Here is a 22,207-nt window from a genome sequence, read left to right on the forward strand (position 1 = left end):
GCGGGAAGCTCAGTCTTCCAGCATCTCCATCCACGTGGCTTCTGCCTGTTCCAGCTGCTGGGCCAGCACCTCGCGCTCGCCGCCGAGCTTTGCCATCTTGGCCGCATCGGCGTAGTTGCCCGGATCGGCGAGCTGGCGGTCGATCCCGGCCAACGCGGCCCCCAGCTGCTCCACCTTCTTTTCGGCCGCTTCCAGCTTGTGCGGATTGACCGGCTTTCTGGCCGCAGCCGGCTTGACCGGCGCCACGGCTGCCGGCGGCGCGGAAGCGGCCGGCTTTTCCTGTTTGTCGGCCTTGCTGCGCGCCCCCTGGGCACTGGCACGGGTGCGCAGCCACGCCGCATATTCGTCCAAATCACCTTCAAACGGCTCGACCACGCCATCGGCCACGCGCCAGAAGGTGTCGCAGACCAGACCGATCAGATGGCGGTCATGGCTGACCATCACGATCGCGCCTTCAAACAGCGCCAGCGCTTCGGCCAGCGCTTCGCGCATTTCCAGATCCAGGTGGTTGGTCGGTTCGTCCAGCAGCAGCACGTTGGGCTGCTGCCAGGCGATCAGCGCCAGCGCCAGACGCGCGCGCTCGCCACCGGAGAATCCGTCGACCGGTTCGAACGCGCGATCGCCCGGGAAATTCCACTTGCCCAGGAAATCGCGGAAGCTCTGGTTCACGCCATTGGGGTCCAGATCACGGAAGTGGTCCATGGGCGTGGCGCCTTCGCGCAGCGATTCCACCGTGTGCTGGGCGAAGTAGCCGATCTGCAGGTCCGGATGCGCCATGCGGTCACCGGCCAGCAGCGGCAGCTCGCCCACCAGCGATTTGACCAGCGTGGTCTTGCCGGCGCCGTTGGGGCCGAGCAGGCCCACGCGCTGGCCGGCTTCCAGACCGAAGCCGACGTTGTCCAGGATCACCGCGTCCGGGCCGTAGCCGGCGGTCACATCGTTGAGCCGGATCAGCGAGAACGGCAGCTTGGCCGGTGGCGAGAACTCGATGCGGAACTCGCGCTCGGCGCGCACCGCTTCGGTGCCGGTCATCTTGGCCAGACGCTTGATCCGGCTCTGCGCCTGGGTGGCCTTGGAGGCCTGCGCCTTGAAGCGGTCGATGAAGCTCTGCAGGTGAGCGCGCTCGGCCTGTTCCTTCTCGTGCGCGATCTGCTGCTGGCGCAGGTGCTCGGCACGCTGGCGCTCGAAATCGGTATAGCCACCCGGGTACAGCTTGGCGCTGCCGCCATGCAGGTGCAGGGTGTGGGTGGCGACGTTGTCCAGGAACTCGCGGTCATGCGAGATCAGCAACAGGGTGCCCGGGTACTTGAGCAACCACTGTTCCAGCCAGTACACCGCATCCAGATCCAGGTGGTTGGTCGGTTCGTCCAGCAGCAGCAGGTCGCTGGGCATCATCAGCGCGCGGGCCAGGTTCAGACGCGCGCGCCAGCCGCCGGAGAACGCGGCCACCGGCCGGCTGTGGGTTTCGGCCGGAAAGCCCAGGCCGTGCAGCAGTTTGCCGGCACGGGCCTCGGCGTCATAAGCGCCCAGCTCGGCCATCTTCTGGTGCGCGTTGGCGACCGCTTCCCAGTCCTCGCGTGCGGCGGCGGCGGCCTCTTCAAGCAGCACCGCGGCCACCACGTCATCGCCACCGAGCACGTAGTCGATGGCGCGGTCCGGCAGCGCCGGGGTTTCCTGGGCCACGTCGGCGATGCGGATCTTGCCCGGCAGCGACACATCTCCCTTGTCCGCCTCCAGCTCGCCGCGCACGGCGGCAAACAGGCTGGACTTGCCCGCGCCATTGCGCCCCACCACGCCAACGCGGTAGCCGGCATGCAGGGTGAGGTCGACATTGGACAGCAGCAGGCGTTCGCCCCGGCGCAGGGCGAAATTACGAAGGGAAATCATGAATAGGTCCGTTATAACGAAAAGGAATGTGCATGTGAGCAGCATTCCTGCGACGTGATTCTAACGTTATCCAATACTTGACTCACCTCCTGCACCGGCAGGCGCCCTCCCGGCGTTTAACCGCAGGACTCCCCTACTCCCCCTGCCAAATCGCTCCTGCCGATCTGAAAAAGCTTTCAAAAGCAACAATTTAGCTGAAGCATCCGGTTTGACACGAGGTAAAAATTCCATTAATCCGTTGATGGCGCACCGCAACAGCCGCGAACCCCACGCCTCGCCGATGCCGCCACTCAATACCGGAGCTGCAAGCTGATGAACCGCAAGTCCAGTACCCTCGCCGTCGCCATTGCCCTCGCCCTGGGCGCCCCCGCCGTCCCCGCCCTGGCCCAGTCCAGTGCCAACACGCTGGACACGGTGATCGTCACCGGTACCCGCGTGGCCGACCGTACCGTGGCCGAATCGCAGTCGCCGATCGACATCATCACCCCGGAAGTGCTGCAGTCCACCGGTACCTCCGAGCTGGCCACCGCGCTGTCACGCGCCCTGCCCTCGCTGAATTTCCCGCGCCCGGCGCTGACCGACGGTACCAGCGGCATCCGTCCGGCGCAGCTGCGCGGGCTCTCGCCCGACCAGGTGCTGGTGCTGGTCAACGGCAAGCGCCGCCACACCTCGGCGATGATCAACGTCAACGGCAGCATCGGCCGCGGTTCGGCCGCGGTGGATATCAACGCCATTCCGATCGCCGCGATCGAACGGGTGGAAGTGCTGCGCGACGGCGCCTCGGCGCAGTACGGTTCGGACGCCATCGCCGGCGTGGTCAACATCGTGCTCAAGGGCAGCGGTGAGGGCGGCAGCCTGGCGGTGGACGCGGGCCAGTATTCGGCCGGCGACGGTGCCAAATATCAGCTCTCCGGCGACACCGGCGTCGACTTCGCCGACGGGCGCGGCAAGCTGCACCTGGCCGGCCAGATCAGCCAGCAGGACGAGAGCAACCGTGCCGGCCCCTACCGCGGCACCACGCCCAACACCGGCAACTTCCCGTCCATTGGCCAGACCACCTTCATCGTCGGCGACCCGCGCGTGGACGCCAGCGCCGCTTCGGCCAACCTGAGCTTTGCCTTCACCGACAACATCAGCGGCTATGCCAACGCGTTGCTGGGCAACCGCGACATCACCTCCTTCGCGTTCTACCGCTCGCCCAACCACAGCAGCCAGGGCGCACTGCTGGCCCAGGTCTATCCGGACGGCTACGTGCCGCAGATCAACCAGTACTCCAAGGACCGCTCGCTGGTGGCCGGCGTGAAGGGCAACACCGAGAGCGGCTGGACCTGGGACGTCAGCCTCAACCACGGTGAAAACACCCTGGATTTCCACACCCGCAACAGCATCAACTACAGCTTGGGCGTGAACAGCCCCAGCTCGTTCTACGACGGCACGCTGAAGTACCAGCAGGACATCTTCAACGCCGACCTCACCAAGTCGCTGGACTGGGGCCTGGCCTACCCGGCCACCCTGTCCTTCGGCGGCGAGTACCGCCGCGAGAAGTGGGAGCAGACCGCCGGCCAGCTGGAGTCGTACACCGGCAGCGGCGCCCAGGGTTTCGGCGGCTTCACCCCGATCAACGCGGTCGACGCCGATCGCCACAACTACGCGGTCTATGCCGGCCTGGAAGCCGACCTGACCGACAAGTTCTCCGCCGGCCTGACCGGCCGCTACGAGGACTACTCGGATTTCGGTGACAAGTTCTCCGGCAAGCTGTCGGCGCGCTACGCCTTCACCGACAAGGTGGCGCTGCGTGCCACTGCCTCCAGCGGTTTCCGCGCCCCGTCGCTGGCCCAGCAGAGCTACCAGGCGGTGACCAGCACCATCATCAACGGCGTCTTCGTTGAGCGCGGCACCTTCCCGACCACCAGCACCGCCGCACAGGCGCTGGGTGCCAGCCCGCTCAAGGCCGAAAGCTCCACCTCCTACAGCGTCGGCCTGGTGCTGCAGCCGGTGGACCGGCTGTACCTGACCGTCGACGCCTACCAGATCGACATCGACGACCGCATCGTGCTGTCCACCAACATCACCACCAATGCCGCCGCCAACGCCTTGCTGGCCGGGCTGGGGCTGCCGCAGGTCACCGCGTTCTCCTACTTCACCAATGGCATGGACACCCGTACCCGCGGTGTGGATGCGGTGTCCAGCTACACCGTGCCGTTGGCGGCCAGCAGCCTGGAGCTGACCGCCGCCTACAGCTACAACGAAACCGAGGTGAAGAAGTTCCTCGCCTCGCCGGCGGTGTTCGGCAGCCTGGGCATCACCCAGTCGCTGATCGGCCGCGACGAGATCGGCCGCATCGAGGACAGCTACCCGCGTGACAAGGCCATTCTCAGCGGCACCTGGCGCTCGGACCGCTGGGAGCTGGGCCTGTCGGCCACCCGCTATGGCAGCTTCACCGTGCGCAACTCGGCCACCGCCGCCCGCGACCAGACCTACAACGCCAAGTGGGTGCTGGACGCCTCGGCCAGCTTCAAGCCCAGCGGGCAGTGGAAGCTGACCCTGGGTGCGGACAACCTGCTGGACACCTACCCGGAGCGCACCGCCGACCTGCAGAACTCGACCTGGGGCATGCTGCCGTACAGCAACTACTCCCCGTTCGGCTTCAACGGTGCCTACGTCTACGGCCGCATCAGCTACACCTGGTAAGACCGCAGCCGCGTCGTGGAAGGAAGATGCCCCGGGAAACCGGGGCATCTTTTTGGGCCTGGCCGGTGCCCCGCCGTCGCCTGGCACAGACTCGCCGTTGCCGCATCCGCCACCAACGGCACGGGCCGGAGCCGGCAATCCATCATCTTGAATTTTTTGCTTTTTCCGGCGTATTTCCGCTTTGTCGATGCCGGCCGCGTCCGTAGAATCGAGCTATCCCCCATAACTGCGAGCTGTAATGCACCATGACACCGCCCTGATCAACATGCTGGCCATCGGCCTGGGCTTTGCCTTCGTACTCGGCGTCCTGGCCAACAAGCTGCGGCTGTCGCCGCTGGTGGGCTATCTGGTTGCCGGTGTCATCGTCGGCCCCTTCACCCCGGGCTTTGTTGCCGACCAGGCGCTGGCCAACCAGCTGGCCGAAATCGGGGTGATGCTGCTGATGTTCGGGGTGGGATTGCACTTCTCGCTGAAGGATCTGATGGCGGTCAAGGCGATCGCCATCCCCGGCGCCGTCGGCCAGATCCTCGTGGCGACCCTGCTGGGCTGGGGCGTGGCCTCGGTGATGGGCTGGCCGGTACTGCACGGGGTGATCTTCGGTTTCTCGCTGGCCACCGCCTCCACCGTGGTGCTGCTGCGGGCGATGGAAGAGCGGCGCCTGCTGGAAACCACCCGCGGCAAGATCGCCGTGGGCTGGTTGATCGTGGAAGACCTGGCCTGTGTACTGGCGCTGGTGATGATGCCGGTGATCGCCGACGTCTTCGGCCCCGATGCGAGCGGCAAGGCCCCTTCCATCGCCGGTGTGCTGGCCTCCATCGGCTGGACCTTCGTGCAGCTGGGTCTGTTTGTGGCGGTGATGCTGCTGGTCGGCCGCCGGGTGATTCCGTGGGTGCTGGAGAAAGTGGCCGGCACCGGTTCGCGCGAACTGTTCACCCTGTGCGTGCTGGCCATCGCGCTGGGCGTGGCCTTCGGCGCCGCCGCGCTGTTTGGCGTGTCGTTCGCGCTGGGCGCGTTCTTCGCCGGCATGATGCTCAACGAGTCCGAACTCAGCCATAAGGCCGCGCACGACTCGCTGCCGCTGCGCGATGCCTTCGCGGTGCTGTTCTTCGTCTCCGTTGGCATGCTGTTCAACCCGATGATCCTGGTCGAGCACCCGTGGCAGGTACTGGCGACGGTGGCGATCATCATGTTCGGCAAGTCGGCCGCGGCGTTCTTCATCGTGCGCGCGTTCGGCCACTCCAAGAGCACCGCACTGACCATTTCCGCCTCACTGGCGCAGATCGGCGAGTTCGCCTTCATCGTCGCCGGACTCGGCGTGGCGCTGAAGATCCTGCCCGAGACCGGGCAGTCGCTGGTGCTGGCCGGCGCCCTGGTCTCGATCATGCTCAACCCGCTGGTGTTCGGCCTGCTCGACCGCTGGCAGGCCAAGCATCCGATCGCCACCCAGGTGGCGCAGGAACCGGAGATTCCGCCGGGCCCGTCGCTGGAGCTGCAGGACCATGCCATCGTCATCGGCTACGGCCGGGTCGGCAGCCATCTGGCGCAGGTGCTGCGCGAGCGCGGCGTGCCGGTGCTGGTGATCGATGACAACCGCGAGCACGTCGAGCGCGCGCATGCGGCCGGCATTCCCGGCATCCGCGGCAGCGCGGCGGCCGACCGGGTGCTGGCCGAAGCGCATCCGGAGCGCGCCAAGATCGCGGTGCTGGCCATTCCGCAGCCGCTGGAATCGGGCGAGGCGCTGGCCAAACTGCGTGCGATCAATCCCAACCTGACCCTGCTGGCCCGCGCCCACAGCGATGCCGAAGTGAAGCACCTGCTGGAGCACGGCGCCGACGGCACGGTGATGGCCGAGCGCGAACTGGCGCACTCACTGGCGGAAATGGTGATGGCCACCCCGCCCTATCGCGCCCTGCGCCACGGCCCCGGCTACTGACGGCATCGCCCTGTCGCCCCGCCCGCCAGTGGCGGCGGGGGCGTTCCGTTACCGGGCGGAGTGGGGGTCGCATACGCCCTCTCCACCACCGCCACGAGGCGACGGCGCCCCTGATCAGGCGCTGGCCAGCGCCTGTTCCAGGTCGGCCAGCAGGTCGTCGATATGCTCGATGCCGATGGACAGCCGCACCGTGTCCAGGGTGACGCCCGCCTTCTCCAGCTCGGCCGCATTCAACTGCCGATGGGTGGTGGAGGCCGGATGCGTGGCCAGGGACTTGGCATCGCCCAGGTTCACCAGACGGGTGAACAGCTGCAGCGCATCGAGGAAACGGGCACCGGCCTCACGTCCGCCGGGCAGGCCGAAGGTGAGAATCCCCGAGCCATGGCCGCGCAGGTACTTCTGCACCAGCGCATGCTCCGGATGGTCCGGCAGCGCGGCGTAGTTCACCCATGCCACCTTGGCGTGCTTCTGCAGATAGTGGGCCACCGCCAGCGTATTGCTGTTGATGCGGTCCATGCGCAGCGCCAGCGTCTCGATGCCCTGCAGGATCTGGAACGCGTTGAACGGTGAAATCGCCGCGCCCATGTTGCGCAGCGGCACCACCCGCGCACGGCCGATGAAGGCCGCCGGGCCCAGCGCTTCGGTATAGACCACACCGTGGTAACTCACATCCGGCGTATTGAGACGCGGGAAGCGCTGCTTGTGCTCAGCCCACGGGAAACGACCGGAATCGACGATGGCACCGCCAAGGCTGGTGCCATGGCCGCCGAGATACTTGGTCAACGAATGCACCACGATATCGGCGCCAAAATCGAAGGAGCGCTGCAGATACGGCGTGGCCACGGTATTGTCGACAATCACCGGTACGCCATGCGCATGCGCGATCTTGGCGATGGCTTCGATATCGGTGATGTTGCCGCGCGGGTTACCGATGGATTCGACGAAGACCACCTTGGTGCGCTCGTCGATCAAGGCGGCGAAGGCCTGCGGATCGCGGTAGTCGGCGAAGCGGGTCTGGATGCCGAACTGCGGCAGCGTATGCGCGAACAGATTGTAGGTGCCGCCATACAGCGCACTTGCGGCAAGGATGTTGTCACCGGCCTCGGCGATGGTCTGGATGGCGTAGGTGATGGCGGCCTGGCCGGAGGCCAGCACCAGCGCACCGATGCCGCCTTCCAGCGCAGCGATACGCTTTTCCAGCACATCGGTGGTGGGGTTCATGATGCGGGTATAGATATTGCCGGCCACCTTGAGGTCGAACAGATCGGCACCGTGCTGGGTGTCGTCGAAGGCATAGGCAACCGTCTGGTAGATCGGCACCGCGACCGCGCGGGTGGTCGGATCGGGCGAATAGCCGCCGTGCACGGCGATGGTTTCAGGCTTCCACTGCGGGTTGGTCATCGGAGCGCTCGGTCAGGAGGGACCGCTGACGATAGCCGAGGAGGAATGGCGTCCGGCCGAAGGTTGCAGCCGTTACTTGTGAGTGCCTGGCATCAGCGGATAGGCCGGACAGCAGCTGCCCGGCCTGCCGGCATCCTGCGGCACCTTACGGTTTGGCGGGGCTCATCTGCGGGCAGGGATGGGCCGCGTCCTGGGTATCGCAGAGCTGCACCTTGCTCAGGTATTGCACCCAGGACACCACCTGCTCCTGTTCCGGCGCGAAGCGATAGGCTTTCTGCACCACATAGAAACGGTCTGCCCCCTGGATGCCCTTGAACCAGGTGTATTCGGGCTTGCCGCTGGCGGGATTGTCCGGGCAGGTGAGCATCAACAAGGCGAAGGGATAGCCATTCTCCTCGCCCTCGCGGATCCAGCGGCTTTCGCCACCCGGGCAGGCGCCTTTCCAGCCGCGTTCAATGAAGCCCAGGAACTCGCGCGGCGTCGCCTGCAGGCCGGGACGGGAGGCGGTGACCGTCAACATCTCCGTCCATTGCTGCACGGTTTGGCCAGTGGGCACGTATTCCCACAGGCGTGCGCCGTCAGCTTCGGTGTTCTCGAACGCCTTTACATAACCCGATACCTGCGGGCGCAGCAGCTGTTCGGTGCCGGTGCGCTGCGCAAGCGCCGCCGGTACCACCAGCAGCGATGCCAGCAACGATGCAATCACATACCGCATCAGATCTTCCTCATCCACGGAGTGCGCGGGCCTTCCCGCAGCGTAGGGCCCGCGCCCGCAGCCCAATCGACCCTGCTCCTGCAAGGCGTGAATCGCTGCGACGACGGGCACCGGGCCACGCCGTCGCAGTCTCGCGATCAGGCCTTGGCGAACTGCAGCTGGCCACTGCCGCCGGCTTCCACCTGGATGGTGTCGCCGCTGGTGAACTCGCCGGACAGGATCTTCTGCGCCAGCGGATTCTCCAACTGCGCCTGGATCGCACGCTTGAGCGGACGGGCACCGTAGACCGGATCGAAACCGACGTTGGCCAACTGCTCGAACGCCGAATCGGTGACTTCCAGCTTCAGGCCACGCTCGCCCAGCCGCTTCTCCAGCCCACGCATCTGGATGCGCGCGATCTGCTTGATCTGCTGCTTGTCCAGCGGGTGGAACACGACGATGTCATCCAGCCGGTTGATGAACTCCGGGCGGAAGTGCGCCTGCACCACGCCCATCACCGCCGCCTTCATCTGCAGATAGGCCTCCGGGCTGTCGTCGCCGCTCATGTCCTGGATCTGGTGCGAGCCCAGGTTGGAGGTCATCACGATGACGGTGTTGCGGAAGTCCACGGTACGGCCCTGGCCATCGGTCAGGCGGCCGTCGTCGAGCACCTGCAGCAGGATGTTGAACACATCCGGATGCGCCTTCTCCACCTCGTCCAGCAGGATCACGCTGTACGGACGGCGACGCACCGCCTCGGTCAGGTAGCCGCCTTCCTCATAGCCCACATAACCCGGGGGCGCACCGATCAGGCGCGAGACGCTGTGCTTCTCCATGAACTCGCTCATGTCGATACGCACCATCGCGTCGGGCGAGTCGAACAGGAAGTCGGCCAGCGCCTTGGTCAGCTCGGTCTTGCCCACACCGGTGGGGCCCAGGAACAGGAACGAGCCACTCGGACGGTTCGGATCGGACAGGCCCGCGCGCGAACGCCGCACCGCATCGGAAACAACCTTGATCGCCTCTTCCTGGCCGACCACGCGGTTGTGCAGCATGTCCTCCATGCGCAGCAGCTTGTCGCGCTCGCCTTCGAGCATCTTGCTGACCGGAATGCCGGTCCAGCGCGAGACGACCTCGGCGATTTCCTCGTCGGTGACCTTGTCCTGCACCAGCTTGAAATCCTTGCGCTCGACCTCCTGCGCGGCGGCCAGCTGCTTTTCCAGATTGGGCAGCACGCCATACTGGATCTCGCTCATCTTGGCGAAATCCTGGCGGCGCTGGGCCGCTTCCAGATCGAGCTTGGCTTTCTCGACCTGCTCCTTGATCTTTGTCGCCCCCTGCAGCGCGGCTTTTTCCGACTTCCAGATCTCGTTGAGGTCGGAGAACTCGCGCTCCAGCGTGTCGATGTCGTTTTCCAGATCGGCCAGCCGCTTGCGCGAGGCCTCGTCCTTCTCCTTCTTGAGCATCTCGCGCTGGATCTTGAGCTGGATCAGCCGGCGTTCCTGGCGGTCCAGTTCTTCCGGCTTGGAGTCGATCTCCATGCGGATGCGCGACGCCGCCTCGTCCATCAGGTCGATGGCTTTGTCCGGCAGCTGACGATCGGTGATGTAGCGGTTGGACAACGTCGCCGCGGCAACCACGGCCGGATCGGTGATCTCCACGCCGTGATGTACCGCGTAGCGCTCCTTCAGACCGCGCAGGATGGCGATGGTGTCTTCCACCGTCGGCTCGCCCACGAACACCTTCTGGAAGCGGCGCTCCAGCGCGGCATCCTTCTCGATGTACTGGCGGTACTCATCCAGGGTGGTGGCGCCGATGCAGTGCAGCTCGCCACGCGCCAGCGCCGGCTTGAGCATGTTGCCGGCATCCATCGCGCCATCGCCCTTGCCGGCACCGACCATGGTGTGCAGCTCGTCGATGAACAGGATGATCTGGCCTTCGTTCTTGGAGAGGTCGCTGAGCACGGCCTTCAGCCGCTCCTCGAACTCGCCGCGGAACTTGGCACCGGCAATCAGCGCGCCCATGTCCAGCGACAGCACGCGCTTGCCGCGCAGGCCTTCGGGCACTTCGTCGTTGATGATGCGCTGGGCCAGGCCTTCGACAATGGCGGTCTTGCCCACGCCGGGTTCACCGATGAGCACCGGGTTGTTCTTGGTCCGGCGCTGCAGCACCTGGATGGTGCGACGGATCTCCTCGTCGCGGCCGATCACCGGATCGAGCTTGCCGCTCTCGGCGCGCGCGGTCAGGTCGATGGTGTACTTCTCCAGCGCCTGGCGCTGCTCTTCTGCATTTTCGCTTTGCACGGTTTCTCCGCCGCGCAGCTTGTCGATGGCGGCCTCCACTTTCTTCTTGTCGGCACCGGCGCCGCGCAACGCCATGCCGGCGGCCCCCCCGTCATCCACGGCGGCCAGCAGGAACCATTCGCTGGCGATGAACTGGTCGTTGTGCTGCTGGGCCAGCTTGTCGGTGGCATTGAGCAGACGCACCAGATCGTTGCCCATCGACAGGCTGCCGGCCTGGCCGGAGACCTTGGGCAGCGCATCCAGCGATTCGGCCAGTCGCTCGCGCAGCACCGGCACGTTGACGCCGGCCTGGGCCAGCAACGGACGGCTGCTGCCACCGGACTGGTCCAGCAGCGCACTGAGCACGTGCACCGGTTCGATGATGTTGTGATCGCGGCCGACCGCCAGGGATTGCGCGTCAGCCAGCGCCTTCTGGAAGTTGGAGGTGAGCTTGTCCATCCGCATGGGTGTTCTTCCTCGATATCAGGGGGCCGGCACTGCCAGCGATACTGGTTCAGATGCGGTTGCAATGGTGTGATTCAAGGGCGGGCAACCTGCCCTGTTCAGCTGCAATCGCCGCCTCCGGTCCAGTATCGCCACACCGTCACCCCGTGCATTGATCCGGCGCAAACGCCTGCGCGAGCGGGTTATCCGCCGGTCAATGCGGTCCTCAGTTCGCGCAACTGCTGTTTGACCGCCCGCGCCTGCGCCACCTCCAGCCGCAGCAGCGCCTTCTGCCCCACCGAGCGCGCCTGCAGATCCGGATCGACAAAGCGGTACCTGCCACGCTCATCCCGCACCAGCGACGGGGCCACCGGCGGTTCGGGCGTCAGCAGCAGATGGTCGATGACCGCGACCAGGCGGTCGTTGAAATGGCCATCGGGATGCCCGACCTCGCGCCAGGCCTGCTGGATCAGCGGATACAAACGGCGATAGGCCTGCGCCAGCCGCTGGGCATCAACGCCGGTGAAGGCGTCCACATAAGGCGCATAGCGCGCCGCATTGGCCGCGGCCAGCTGCTCACCGCCCTGGCCGTCAGCTTGCAGCAGGGGGCTGCCGGCAACCGGGCGGAGCGCCATCGCCGCCGCCGGCAGGCTGGATTGGGTGAGATTGTCGATATGCACCACGCCGCGCTGGATCAGGTGCCCGGGCACCAGCAAGGCCAGCAGCCCGTCCGGAAACATCCCGCCCAGCATCTGCATCACCTGCGCATCGCTGTCGGCCAGCACAGGCAGCGCCACATCGGCGGCATCCGTGCTGTGGAGCGGATAACGCGGCGAGGCCGCGGCCGGCGCTGCGGCAATCTGCGACGGTGCCGCGGCCGGCGCTGCCACCCCGGTATTACCGCCGGGCGCAACCTTGCCCGGCGACGGCAGCCGGCGCAGATCATCCTGGAACAGCCAGCCCCCGGCTCCGCCTACCGCCACCACTCCCAGCACCACCCACGGCCACACCGCTTTGCGCTTCTGCATCACTTGCACCTCGTATTGCATGTGAGGGTGTGACCGGGCCGATCGGCGAGGGTTCCCCGCTATTGGCCGGTCGGCCGCCTCTGCAGCGACAGCAGTCCCAGCATCAGCGCCAGCGCGACATAGGCGCCGGCGAACTGCCAGCTGATGATCTTCGGCAGGCCTTCCAGCATCCACGGCAGGTAGATGCCGCCGCGCGGATCCACCGAATGGATCAGACCGAACAGGGTCAGCCCGGCGGCGATCAACATCAGTACCGCACCGCGCCGCAACTGGCCATCGATCATCGCCACCACCGTGGCGATCCACAGCATCGCGGTGATGATGAAGCCGTTGCCAAGGGTGAAGATCACCGCCAGCTCCGGCAGGCCGTGCCCATCCAGCGTCGTGGTCATCGCCACCAGCTGTTCCGGCGCGATCCAGCCCGGGGCCTTGATCGCCAGCAGATAGGCCACCGACGGCAGAAAGCCCAGCACCATCGCCCCGGCATGCGCGCGCGGGGTAGCCTGGAAGGCCTGGGTGGTGATGTCGATGGCCACGTACACGATGATTGGCGCCAGCACCGCCAGGGGCAGCCACTGCACCAGCCCGGAGATCACCCCGAGCATGCCGCCGATGCCGATGAACAGGCCGGTCAGCAGCGTGTAGCCGCTGCGCGCGCCCATGTGCTTGTAGGCCGGCTGGCCGATATACGGCGTGGTCTGTGCCACCCCGCCGCACAGCCCGGCCACCAGCGTGGCGAAGGCTTCCACCAGCAGGATGTCGCGGGTGCGGTAATCGTCACCGGCCGCGCGGGCGCTTTCGGAAACGTTGATGCCCCCCACCACCATCAGCAGGCCGAACGGCAGCAGCAGCGGCAGATAGGTCATCGCCGTGGGCAGGCCCTCGATGAAACCCAGGCTCGGCCATGGCAGCACCACCTGCGGCGGCGTCCATTGCGGCACCTTGAAGCCCGGCGCGCCGAGCCCGGTCAGCCCAAGCCCGTAATACAGCAGCGTGCCGAACGCGAACGCGACCAGCACTCCCGGCGCGCGGACCGGCAGGCGCCCCTTGGCGATCAGCACATACAGCAGCAGACCGAGGGTGACGAAACCCACCACCGGCGAGCGCAGCGTTTCCAGCAAGGGCAGAAAACCCATCAGCACGATCGCGATCCCGGCGATCGAGCCCAGCAGCGCGGCCCGCGGCAGCGCGCGGGTCACCGCCTCGCCGAAAAACGACAACACGGTCTTGAGCACGCCCATGATCACCAGCGAAGCCATGCCCAGCTGCCAGGTGGCGATCGCCGCGGCGTGCGGGTCCAGCCCCTGCGCCTTGAACGCGACGAACGCCGGGCCCAGCACCAGCAGCGCCATGCCGATACTGGTGGGCGCATCCAGCCCCAGCGGCATCGCGGTGACATCGTCGCGGCCGGTCTGCGCGGCCAGCCGCCGGGCCATCAGCGTGTACATCAGATTGCCGACCAGCACGCCCAGCGCGGTGCCGGGGAACATGCGCCCGAACACCACCTCGGCCGGGAACTGGAACATGCCCACCAGGGCCATCGCGATGAAGCCCAGGATCGACAGGTTGTCGACCACCAGGCCGAAGAAGCCGTTGAGATCGCCGGCGACGAACCAGCGCCGGGGGAAGCTTGAAGCGGAAGGATTCATGAGGATGTCATCAGGAAAGCGGGGCGGAGCAATCGCGGGGATGTTGGGTGCGGATGGAGCAGATCAGCCGTTCGGGGGCAGTTTCACCCAGCCCAGCACCGGGCCATGGCGGGGATTGTGGTAGCGCAGCTGCAGCCAGCCCTCGGCTTCGTCCAGCAGCTCGACGCGATCACCTTTGCGCAGATAGCGCCGGGTGACAGTGTCGCCGGCCCTGCTGTACAGCTGCAGTTTGTCCGGCACCACCGAGGCACTGCGGCCCGGCAGCGGTGCATCCTCCAGTGGCGGATCGAATGCATCCCGGATGGCACTATCAACACGCTTTCCTGCAACGTCCCAGGTGCTCCACACGGTGAGGATTTCCCGATCCCCATCCCCGGCTAGCCCGAGATCCAGAACCGGCGCCAGGGGGGCGGTGTCGAGCATGGCGCCGCGCATGGAGCGATACAGGTAGACCCTGTCTGCCTGGTAGCGGTAGACATCGCTGTACCACATCGGCCCACTGCGGCAGCTGCTGGTCAGTGTGCGTGTGGCCGGGTCCGGGGTCAGCGACCAGAAGCCCGCGCAGCTGATGTGCGCCCCCGCAGGCGCGGCCAATGTCCTGAACTGGCCGCTGGCCGGCTCGTACAGGTAGACCGTGACCGCCTCGTTGACCTGGCCCAGCGTCGCGCGGGTAGCCAGGTCCTGGTAACCGTCGAAGTTGTAGTCGGCGTGGCCCAGGCGCGTGCCGCCGCCTGCTTCATCCGTGGACGCGAGCAGTAGCTGGCGGGCCGAGGAGCGACTGGTACCCACGTCCACGCGGCCATCGCCGGGCAAGCGCGCATGCGCGCTCACAGCGGCGGTAACCTCGAAGCGTATCTCGCGGTCATCGGCAGCCCGCGCTGGCACTGCCGGCAGCACAACCGCTGCGAGCAGCAGGCCGAAAGCGGCAAAACGCCAGCGGGGCCGGGTTATGGGGGGCGTCATGGAGAAACTCGTCTGCACTTGGAAGCTGCCCGCAGGCTAGTCGATCCGGTGTCGCTCAGAACGAAACCTCGACCGGCTGCCGCGACCACAGCACCGACTGGTGCCGGGTGGCCTGCTTCCACGCCAGACGGATCGCCTCGATGTCATCGCGACGCTGCGCGGTGTCTTCGTGCAACACCACCAGCACTTTCGTGCGCAGCCGGTTCGGCTCCGGCGCGCCGCGGAACAGCCACTGGCCATAGGCGTCGAACACGGTCAGGCCATCGGGAAAGCGTGGCGTCACCTCCTTGTCCAGGAAAGCGCGCCACTGGGCCTCGCTGACGATATCGGTCTGTTCGCGGGCGGAATTCCCGCTTTCCTCGCCGACGCCGAAATACAGCTCGCTGCGCACCCAGCCACTGGCTGCGGCCGGACGCGCCGCATCGTCCTGCAGTGTGGCGGTGACCGCACTGCCCGCCGGAGCAGTCGACGACAGGCTGGCACAGCCGGTCAGGGCCAGGGCGGCGGCGAACAGGAGGGCTTGCAACTTCATCGGGGAACTCCGGAACAGGGAAAGACAGGAATGGTCGGACGGCCGATGGCGCAGATCGCCATCGGCGATATGCAGATGCCGTGCGCGGTACTTGCGCCGGATGCCGTCATCACGCCAAGATAATATATCGCTTCATCCGGATGGATGTAAGTAATAAATTTCCTCCCCGCCCTTCTCCGGAGTTTCCATGTCCCGCCCCACCTCGGCCCCGCTTGGCCTGGCCATCGCGCTGGTGCTGTCTTCTCCCGCCTTTGCCCAGGACGCCCCGCAAGCCACCAACCTGGACACGGTGATCGTCACCGGCACCCGCGCCATCGACCGCACCGTGCTCGAATCCACCGCGCCGGTGGACGTACTCAGCGCCGAGGACATCCGCAAGGCCGGCGTGGTCAACGGCGAGCTGGGCAGCGCGCTGCAGGCGCTGCTGCCCTCGTTCAACTTCCCGCGCCAGTCCAACTCCGGCGGTGCCGACCATGTGCGTGCCGCGCAACTGCGTGGTCTGTCGCCAGACCACGTGCTGGTGCTGGTCAACGGCAAGCGCCGCCACAACAGCGCCCTGGTCAATACCGACAGCAAGATCGGCAAGGGCACCACGCCGGTCGACTTCAATGCCATCCCGGTCAGCGCGATCAAGCGCATCGAGGTGCTGCGCGACGGCGCCGGCGCACTGTATGGCTCCGATGCGGTGGCCGGCGTGATCAACGTGATCCTCGACGACGCCCCGGAAGGTGGCGCCATCGAGGCCAGCTTCGGCGCCCACCACACCGACCTCAAGCCGATCGACCGTACCCTGACCGATGGCCAGACCAGCTACTTCAGCACCAAGGTCGGCACCGCCCTGACCGATGACGGTGGCTTCCTGCGCGTGGGCCTGGAACTGAAGAACCGCGAAGCGACCAACCGTGCCGGTTTCGACCAGATCCCGCCGTGGGAGGCGCAGACTCCGGACAACCTGGCCTTGGCCGGCAAGCGCAACTACTCGCTCGGCGATGGCGCCAGCAAAGACCTCAACGCCTGGTTCAATGCCGAAATCCCCTTCGGCACGGCCTCCAAGGCCTATGCGTTCGGCACCTGGAACCAGCGCGATACCGAAGGCGCCAACTACTTCCGTTACCCGGACGGTGAGGCCAACTGGAAGGCGCTGTACCCGAACGGCTACCGCCCGATCTCCGAAGGCGAAAACCTGGATGTGCAGCTGGTGGCCGGTGCACGCGGCGAACTCGGCGACTGGAACTACGATGCCAGCCTCGACCATGGCCGCAACGCGTTCACCTATCGACTGCACAACTCGCTCAACGCCTCGCTCGGCCCGGCCAGCCCGACCCGCTTCAAGACCGGTGATTTCAGCTTCGCGCAGACCGTGGCCAACCTGGATGTCGGCCGCATCTTCGTGCGCGCCAATGACAGCCACAGCCTCGGCTTCGGCATCGAAGGCCGTCACGAGCGCTATGAAACCGGCGCCGGCGACCCGGCCAGCTATGCAGCCGGCCCGTATACCGACCGTCCGACCGGCTCGCAGGCCGGCGGTGGCCTGACCCCGCAGGACGAGGCCGATCTGTCGCGCGATGTGATCAGTGCCTACACCAGCCTGTCGTCCACGTTTGGCGAGAAATTCTCCACCGATATCGCCGCACGCTACGAGCATTACGAGGACTTCGGCGGCGAACTGACCGGCAAGATCGGTGCGCGCTATGCATTTGCACCGGCATTCGCGCTGCGCGGTTCGGTCTCCAACAACTTCCACGCGCCGTCGCTGAGCCAGATCGGCTACGAGTCGACCTCGACTGGCTACACCGCCGGTGGGCAGCTGGTGCAGGGCCGGCTGCTGTCGGTCAACAATCCGATCGCACGTGCCTTGGGCGCTACTGACCTGAAGCCGGAAAAGTCGATCAACACCAGCGTGGGTTTCACCAGCCAGATAGGCAGCCACTTCGACCTGTCGCTGGACCTGTTCCAGATCGATATCGATGACCGTATCGCACTGTCGGAAAGCATCACCGGCGATGCGCTGACCGATTTCGTGCAGCAGCAGTTCGGCATCGGCGGGCTGGAAAGCGCGCATTACTTCGTCAACGCGGCCGATACCCGTACCCGCGGCGCCGAGTTCGTCGGCAACTGGCGGCAGTCGCTGGGCGATGGCGAGCTGCTGCTGACCGGTACCTGGAGCTATGCCAAGACCGAGCTGAAGAACGTGCTGGCCACGCCGGCGCAGCTGCTGGCACTGGATCCGGACTACGTGCTGTTCGGCGTGGAAGAGAGCAACACGCTGACCGATGCCGCCCCGCGCACCCGCGCGCAGTTCGCCGCGAGCTGGGCCAATGACAGCTGGTCGTTGAGCAGCCGCATCAGCCGTCACGGCAGTGCCAAGCGCGTGTTCGATTTCGGCGATGGCTATGTACCGACCCAGACCTACCAGGCCGAATGGCAGTTGGATGCGGAAGTGGAATACCGCATCAGTCCGCAGTGGAGCGTGGCGGTTGGTGGCCAGAACCTGACCGACAACTATCCGGACCTGTCGAACGAAGACATCCACTACTTCGGCAACCTGCCGTATGACGTGCTGTCACCGATCGGAAGCAACGGTGCGTACTGGTATGGCCGGGTGCGCTTTACGTTCTGATCGGCAAACACGCCGGCTCCCCTCTCCTGGCAGCAGGACAGGGGAGCTGCACGCACATCGCACCATGTGCAGTCATGCAGCGGCTGTCGCACGCGGGATGACCTTCCCATAACAACTGTCGCGGCATAGTGTCGGCATGTTTGAAGAACTACAGCGTCCGCCACCTCCGGCGCTGGCGGACACCGATGCGCTCTTCCTCGACGTCGACGGCACCTTGCTCGCCTTTGCCGATCATCCGGACAAAGTGAAGCCCGACGCGCCGCTGCTGGACCTGCTTGCCATCCTGCACCGGCGTCTGGGTGGTGCGCTGGCGTTGCTCAGTGGACGGCCGCTGGCCCAACTGCAGCAGATGTTCGCGCCCTTGCAACTGCCGATGGCAGGCCTGCACGGCGCACAGCTGCGGCACTGCGCCGAGGCCCCCCTTCCGGACAGCGACACCGCACCGTGGCTGCATGCTCTGCACGTGCGCGCCCAACAGCTCGCCCACGCGCACCCCGGCATGCTGGTCGAACACAAGGGTCAGTCTCTGGCACTGCACTGGCGCAACGCCCCGGACGCCGCCGGCGCCATCACCGCCTTTGCCCGTGCCCAGCTGCCGCAGCTGCCCGGGGTGCGTCTGCAGCCGGGCAACCATGTCATCGAGTTCGTCACCGCCACGCACGACAAGGGCCGGGCGCTGCGGGAACTGATGCAGCACCCGCCTTTTCAGGGCCGCCGTCCGCTCTTCATCGGCGACGATCTCACCGACGAGCACGGATTTCAGGCTGCGCAGCAGTCTGGCGGTCTGGGCGTGCTGGTCGGCCAACGCGCCGAAAGCCATGCGCGGAGCGCCCTGCCCGACATCCCCGCCGTACATGCCTGGCTGCGCGCAGCCACGACCTGACCCCTCCGGAGGAAACAGCGACGCCAGCGGCGTTCGCACAACAAGGAGTAAGCAATGCAAGACGCCACCCTCGACCTTGGCGTAGTTGGCAATGGCAGTTTCGGCGCGCTCATCGACACACAGGCGCGCGTGGTGTGGAGCTGCCTGCCCAGCTTCGATGGCGACCCGGCCTTCTGTGCCCTGCTCGGCCCCAACCAGCATCCGGGCGGTGACTTCGGCATCGAGCTGGAGGACTTCCGCAACAGCGAGCAGTCCTATCTCACCAATACCGCCATCCTGCGCACGGTGCTGTATGACCGCCATGGCGGTGCGGTGGAAGTCATCGACTTTGCACCACGCTGGCGGCAGAACGAGCGCTTCTACCGTCCGGTCAGCCTGATCCGCCAGGTCACCCCGCTGTCGGGCAGCCCGCGCATCGTCGTGCGTGCGCGGCCACTGGCCGACTGGGGCGCACGCCAACCGGACACCACCTGGGGCAGCAACCACATCCGCTGGCTGCTGCCGGACCACGCCTTGCGCCTGACCACCGATGTGCCGGTGCGCTTCGTGCGGGACGGCCTGCCGTTCGTGCTCAACCACCGCGTGCACCTGGTACTGGGCGTGGACGAATCACTCAACCGCTCGCTTAGTGGCTATGTGCAGGAATCCTTCCAGCGCACGCGCGACTACTGGCGCGAATGGGTGCGCTACCTGTCCATTCCGCTGGAATGGCAGGACGCGGTGATCCGCAGTGCGATCACCCTGAAGCTGTGCCAGTACGAAGACAGCGGCGCGATCATCGCCGCGATGACCACCTCCATTCCCGAAGCCCCCGGCAGCATCCGCAACTGGGACTACCGCTATTGCTGGCTGCGCGATGCCGCCTTCGTGGTGCGCACGCTCAACCGCCTCGGCGCGACCCGTACGATGGAGCAGTTCCTGGGCTACATCTTCAACCTGGCCACCAGCGATGGCAGCCTGCAGCCGCTGTATGGCATCGGTTTTGAAGCCAAGCTCGATGAGGAGGAGGTGGCGACGCTGTCCGGCTATCGCGGCATGGGGCCGGTGCGGCGCGGCAACCTGGCCTGGCTGCAGCGCCAGCACGATGTCTACGGCAGCGTGGTGCTGGCCTCGACCCAGCTGTTCTTCGACCAGCGCCTGCAGGACCCGGGCGACGCGCACACCTTCGCCCGGCTGGAGCCCTTGGGCGAACAGGCCTTCGCCCTGCATGACGTGCCTGATGCCGGACTGTGGGAGTTCCGCGGCCGCACCGACGTACACACCTATACCAGCGCGATGTGCTGGGCGGCCTGTGATCGCCTGTGCAAGATCGCAGTGCGGCTCAAGCTCGATGCACGTGCGCAGTACTGGCGCGAGCGCGCCGACATCATCCATGAGCGCATCATGGAAAAAGCCTGGAGCGAGCAGCTCGGCCACTTCACCGATACCTTCGGCGGCCATCGCCTGGATGCCTCGCTGCTGCTGCTGGCCGATCTGGGCTTCATCGACGCCAGCGACGCCCGCTTCATCGCCACCGTCGAGGCCATCGGCCGGGACCTCAAGCATGGCAACGCGCTGTACCGCTACATCGCTCCGGATGATTTCGGCGAACCCGAAACCAGCTTCACCATCTGCACGTTCTGGTACATCGATGCGCTCGCCGCAATCGGCCGCATGGAGGAGGCACGCGAAATGTTTGAAGCGCTGCTGCAACAACGCAACCACCTGGGCCTGCTGTCGGAGGACCTTGCCTTCAACGGTGGCGAAGCCTGGGGCAACTTCCCGCAGACCTACTCGCATGTCGGGCTGATCACCGCCGCGATGCGTCTGTCGCGCAGCTGGCAGGAGGCCTCGTGAGCCGGCTGGTGGTCGTCTCCAACCGGGTGGCCGTGCCCGGCGAGAATCGCGCCGGTGGCCTGGCGACAGGCCTGCTGGCGGCACTGCGCGAGCGCGGGGGACTGTGGTTCGGCTGGAGCGGGCGCAGCACCGCGACAAGCGGGGCACTGCACGAGCACACCGACGGGGCCATCCGCCTGCTCACCATGGACCTGAGCAAGGCCGATCTGGACACCTACTACAACGGATTCTCCAACCGGACGTTGTGGCCGCTGCTGCACTTCCGCCTGGACCTGGTGGACTACGACCGCAGCAAACGCGCCGGCTATTGGCGCGTGAACAGGCTGTTCGCCGATACCTTGGCACCGTTGCTGCGCGAAGACGACACGGTCTGGATCCATGACTACCACCTGATTCCGCTGGCCTCACTGCTGCGCGAGCGCGGGGTGGGCTGCCGGATCGGCTTTTTCCTGCACGTGCCAGTGCCCTCGGCCGATCTGATCCATGCGCTGCCCGACCACCGCGCGCTGTTCCAGACCTTGTACGCCTACGACCTGCTGGGCTTCCAGACCCGGCGCGACGTGGACCGCTTCCAGTCCTATGTGCGCCTGTTCGGCGGCGGCAGTCTGATCGACAGCCAATGGATACAGGCCCCCGACGGTCGCCGTGTGCGCACTTCCGCCTTCCCCATCGGCATCGACACGGAGCACATCGCCCGGCAGGCACGCAGCGCCGCCGGCAACAGCGCGGTGCGCGCACTGCGGCAGAGCCTGCAGCACCGCAAGCTCGCCATCGGCGTGGACCGGCTGGACTACTCCAAAGGGCTGCCCGAGCGTTTCCACGGCTTCGAGCGCTACCTCAGCCGCCATCCGCAGGACAAAGGCACGATGACCTTCCTGCAGATCGCGCCGGTCTCGCGCGGCAGCGTCAACGAATACCGCAAGCTGCGCGGGGAACTGGAACAGCTGGCCGGCCACATCAACGGCAGCCATGCCGAAGCCGATTGGACCCCGCTGCGCTACGTCAACCAGAACTATGCGCACAGCACCCTGACCGGCTTCTACCGGGAGGCGGCAGTGGGACTGGTCACGCCCTTGCGCGACGGCATGAACCTGGTCGCCAAGGAATACATCGCCGCGCAGAACCCGGAAGATCCCGGAATGCTGGTGCTGTCACTGCTGGCCGGCGCCGCCGACGAGCTGCAACAGGCGCTGCTGGTGAACCCGCACGATCTGGATGGCGTGGCCGATGCCATCGCCACGGCGGCGAACATGCCACGCGCCGAACGCATCGAGCGCTGGCAGACGATGATGCAGCACCTGCGAGAATTCGATATCAACCGCTGGCGCCGCGACTACCTGCAGGCACTGGAAGCGGCCCCTTGA

At 66.3% G+C, this 22,207-nt stretch carries 14 protein-coding genes; 6 read left to right on the forward strand and 8 right to left on the reverse strand.

The features are described 5' to 3' along the window. Window positions 1-9: 9 nt before the first annotated feature. On the reverse strand, window positions 10-1,887 hold the full coding sequence (locus tag ACVOMC_RS09475) for an ABC-F family ATP-binding cassette domain-containing protein (protein ID WP_481523729.1): 1,878 nt from the start codon (window positions 1,885-1,887) through the stop codon (window positions 10-12). Between the two features lie 312 nt (window positions 1,888-2,199). Here ACVOMC_RS09475 and ACVOMC_RS09480 point away from each other — a divergent pair, with 312 nt between their 5' ends. Continuing rightward, on the forward strand, window positions 2,200-4,578 hold the full coding sequence (locus ACVOMC_RS09480) for a TonB-dependent receptor plug domain-containing protein (protein ID WP_481523730.1): 2,379 nt from the start codon (window positions 2,200-2,202) through the stop codon (window positions 4,576-4,578). A gap of 238 nt (window positions 4,579-4,816) precedes the next feature. Continuing rightward, entirely contained in the window at window positions 4,817-6,511 is a 1,695-nt protein-coding gene (ybaL, locus tag ACVOMC_RS09485; protein ID WP_481523731.1) for a YbaL family putative K(+) efflux transporter, read from the forward strand. Window positions 6,512-6,625: 114 nt separating this feature from the next. Here the strand turns inward: ybaL and ACVOMC_RS09490 are convergent, their stop codons facing one another. The 7 genes from ACVOMC_RS09490 to ACVOMC_RS09520 form a co-directional block, all read right to left on the reverse strand. Then, window positions 6,626-7,912, reverse strand: a complete 1,287-nt coding sequence (locus ACVOMC_RS09490; protein WP_481523732.1) for an O-acetylhomoserine aminocarboxypropyltransferase/cysteine synthase family protein — start codon at window positions 7,910-7,912, stop codon at window positions 6,626-6,628. A 145-nt stretch (window positions 7,913-8,057) separates the two neighbouring features. Continuing rightward, window positions 8,058-8,627, reverse strand: coding sequence for a hypothetical protein (locus ACVOMC_RS09495; protein ID WP_481523733.1), 570 nt, complete (start codon window positions 8,625-8,627; stop codon window positions 8,058-8,060). Between the two features lie 137 nt (window positions 8,628-8,764). Beyond that, window positions 8,765-11,353 (reverse strand): ATP-dependent chaperone ClpB, encoded by a 2,589-nt coding sequence (gene clpB, locus ACVOMC_RS09500; protein WP_481523734.1) that lies wholly within the window; start codon window positions 11,351-11,353, stop codon window positions 8,765-8,767. 182 nt (window positions 11,354-11,535) lie between these two features. Beyond that, the gene (locus ACVOMC_RS09505; protein WP_481523735.1) at window positions 11,536-12,360 is read right to left on the reverse strand and encodes a DUF3014 domain-containing protein; all 825 of its coding nucleotides are present in this window, start codon (window positions 12,358-12,360) and stop codon (window positions 11,536-11,538) included. A 59-nt stretch (window positions 12,361-12,419) separates the two neighbouring features. Beyond that, window positions 12,420-14,009, reverse strand: a complete 1,590-nt coding sequence (locus ACVOMC_RS09510; RefSeq protein ID WP_481523736.1) for a SulP family inorganic anion transporter — start codon at window positions 14,007-14,009, stop codon at window positions 12,420-12,422. 63 nt (window positions 14,010-14,072) lie between these two features. After that, on the reverse strand, window positions 14,073-14,972 hold the full coding sequence (locus ACVOMC_RS09515; protein ID WP_481523737.1) for an FG-GAP repeat protein: 900 nt from the start codon (window positions 14,970-14,972) through the stop codon (window positions 14,073-14,075). 55 nt (window positions 14,973-15,027) lie between these two features. Next, a complete protein-coding gene (locus ACVOMC_RS09520) occupies window positions 15,028-15,504 on the reverse strand; it encodes a DUF3574 domain-containing protein (protein WP_481523738.1) in 477 nt (158 codons plus the stop codon). Window positions 15,505-15,691: 187 nt separating this feature from the next. Here ACVOMC_RS09520 and ACVOMC_RS09525 point away from each other — a divergent pair, with 187 nt between their 5' ends. The 4 genes from ACVOMC_RS09525 (at window position 15,692) to otsA (ending at window position 22,207) form a co-directional block, all read left to right on the forward strand. Continuing rightward, entirely contained in the window at window positions 15,692-18,124 is a 2,433-nt protein-coding gene (locus tag ACVOMC_RS09525) for a TonB-dependent receptor plug domain-containing protein (protein ID WP_481523739.1), read from the forward strand. A gap of 136 nt (window positions 18,125-18,260) precedes the next feature. Continuing rightward, a complete protein-coding gene (gene otsB / locus ACVOMC_RS09530) occupies window positions 18,261-19,007 on the forward strand; it encodes a trehalose-phosphatase (RefSeq protein ID WP_481523740.1) in 747 nt (248 codons plus the stop codon). A 54-nt stretch (window positions 19,008-19,061) separates the two neighbouring features. After that, a complete protein-coding gene (locus tag ACVOMC_RS09535; protein ID WP_481523741.1) occupies window positions 19,062-20,843 on the forward strand; it encodes a glycoside hydrolase family 15 protein in 1,782 nt (593 codons plus the stop codon). Continuing rightward, complete coding sequence (otsA, locus tag ACVOMC_RS09540) at window positions 20,840-22,207, forward strand: alpha,alpha-trehalose-phosphate synthase (UDP-forming) (RefSeq protein ID WP_481523742.1); 1,368 nt, start codon at window positions 20,840-20,842, stop codon at window positions 22,205-22,207. The genes ACVOMC_RS09535 and otsA overlap by 4 nt, the downstream gene beginning before the upstream one ends.

Source organism: Stenotrophomonas sp. STEN014 (assembly GCF_056760315.1).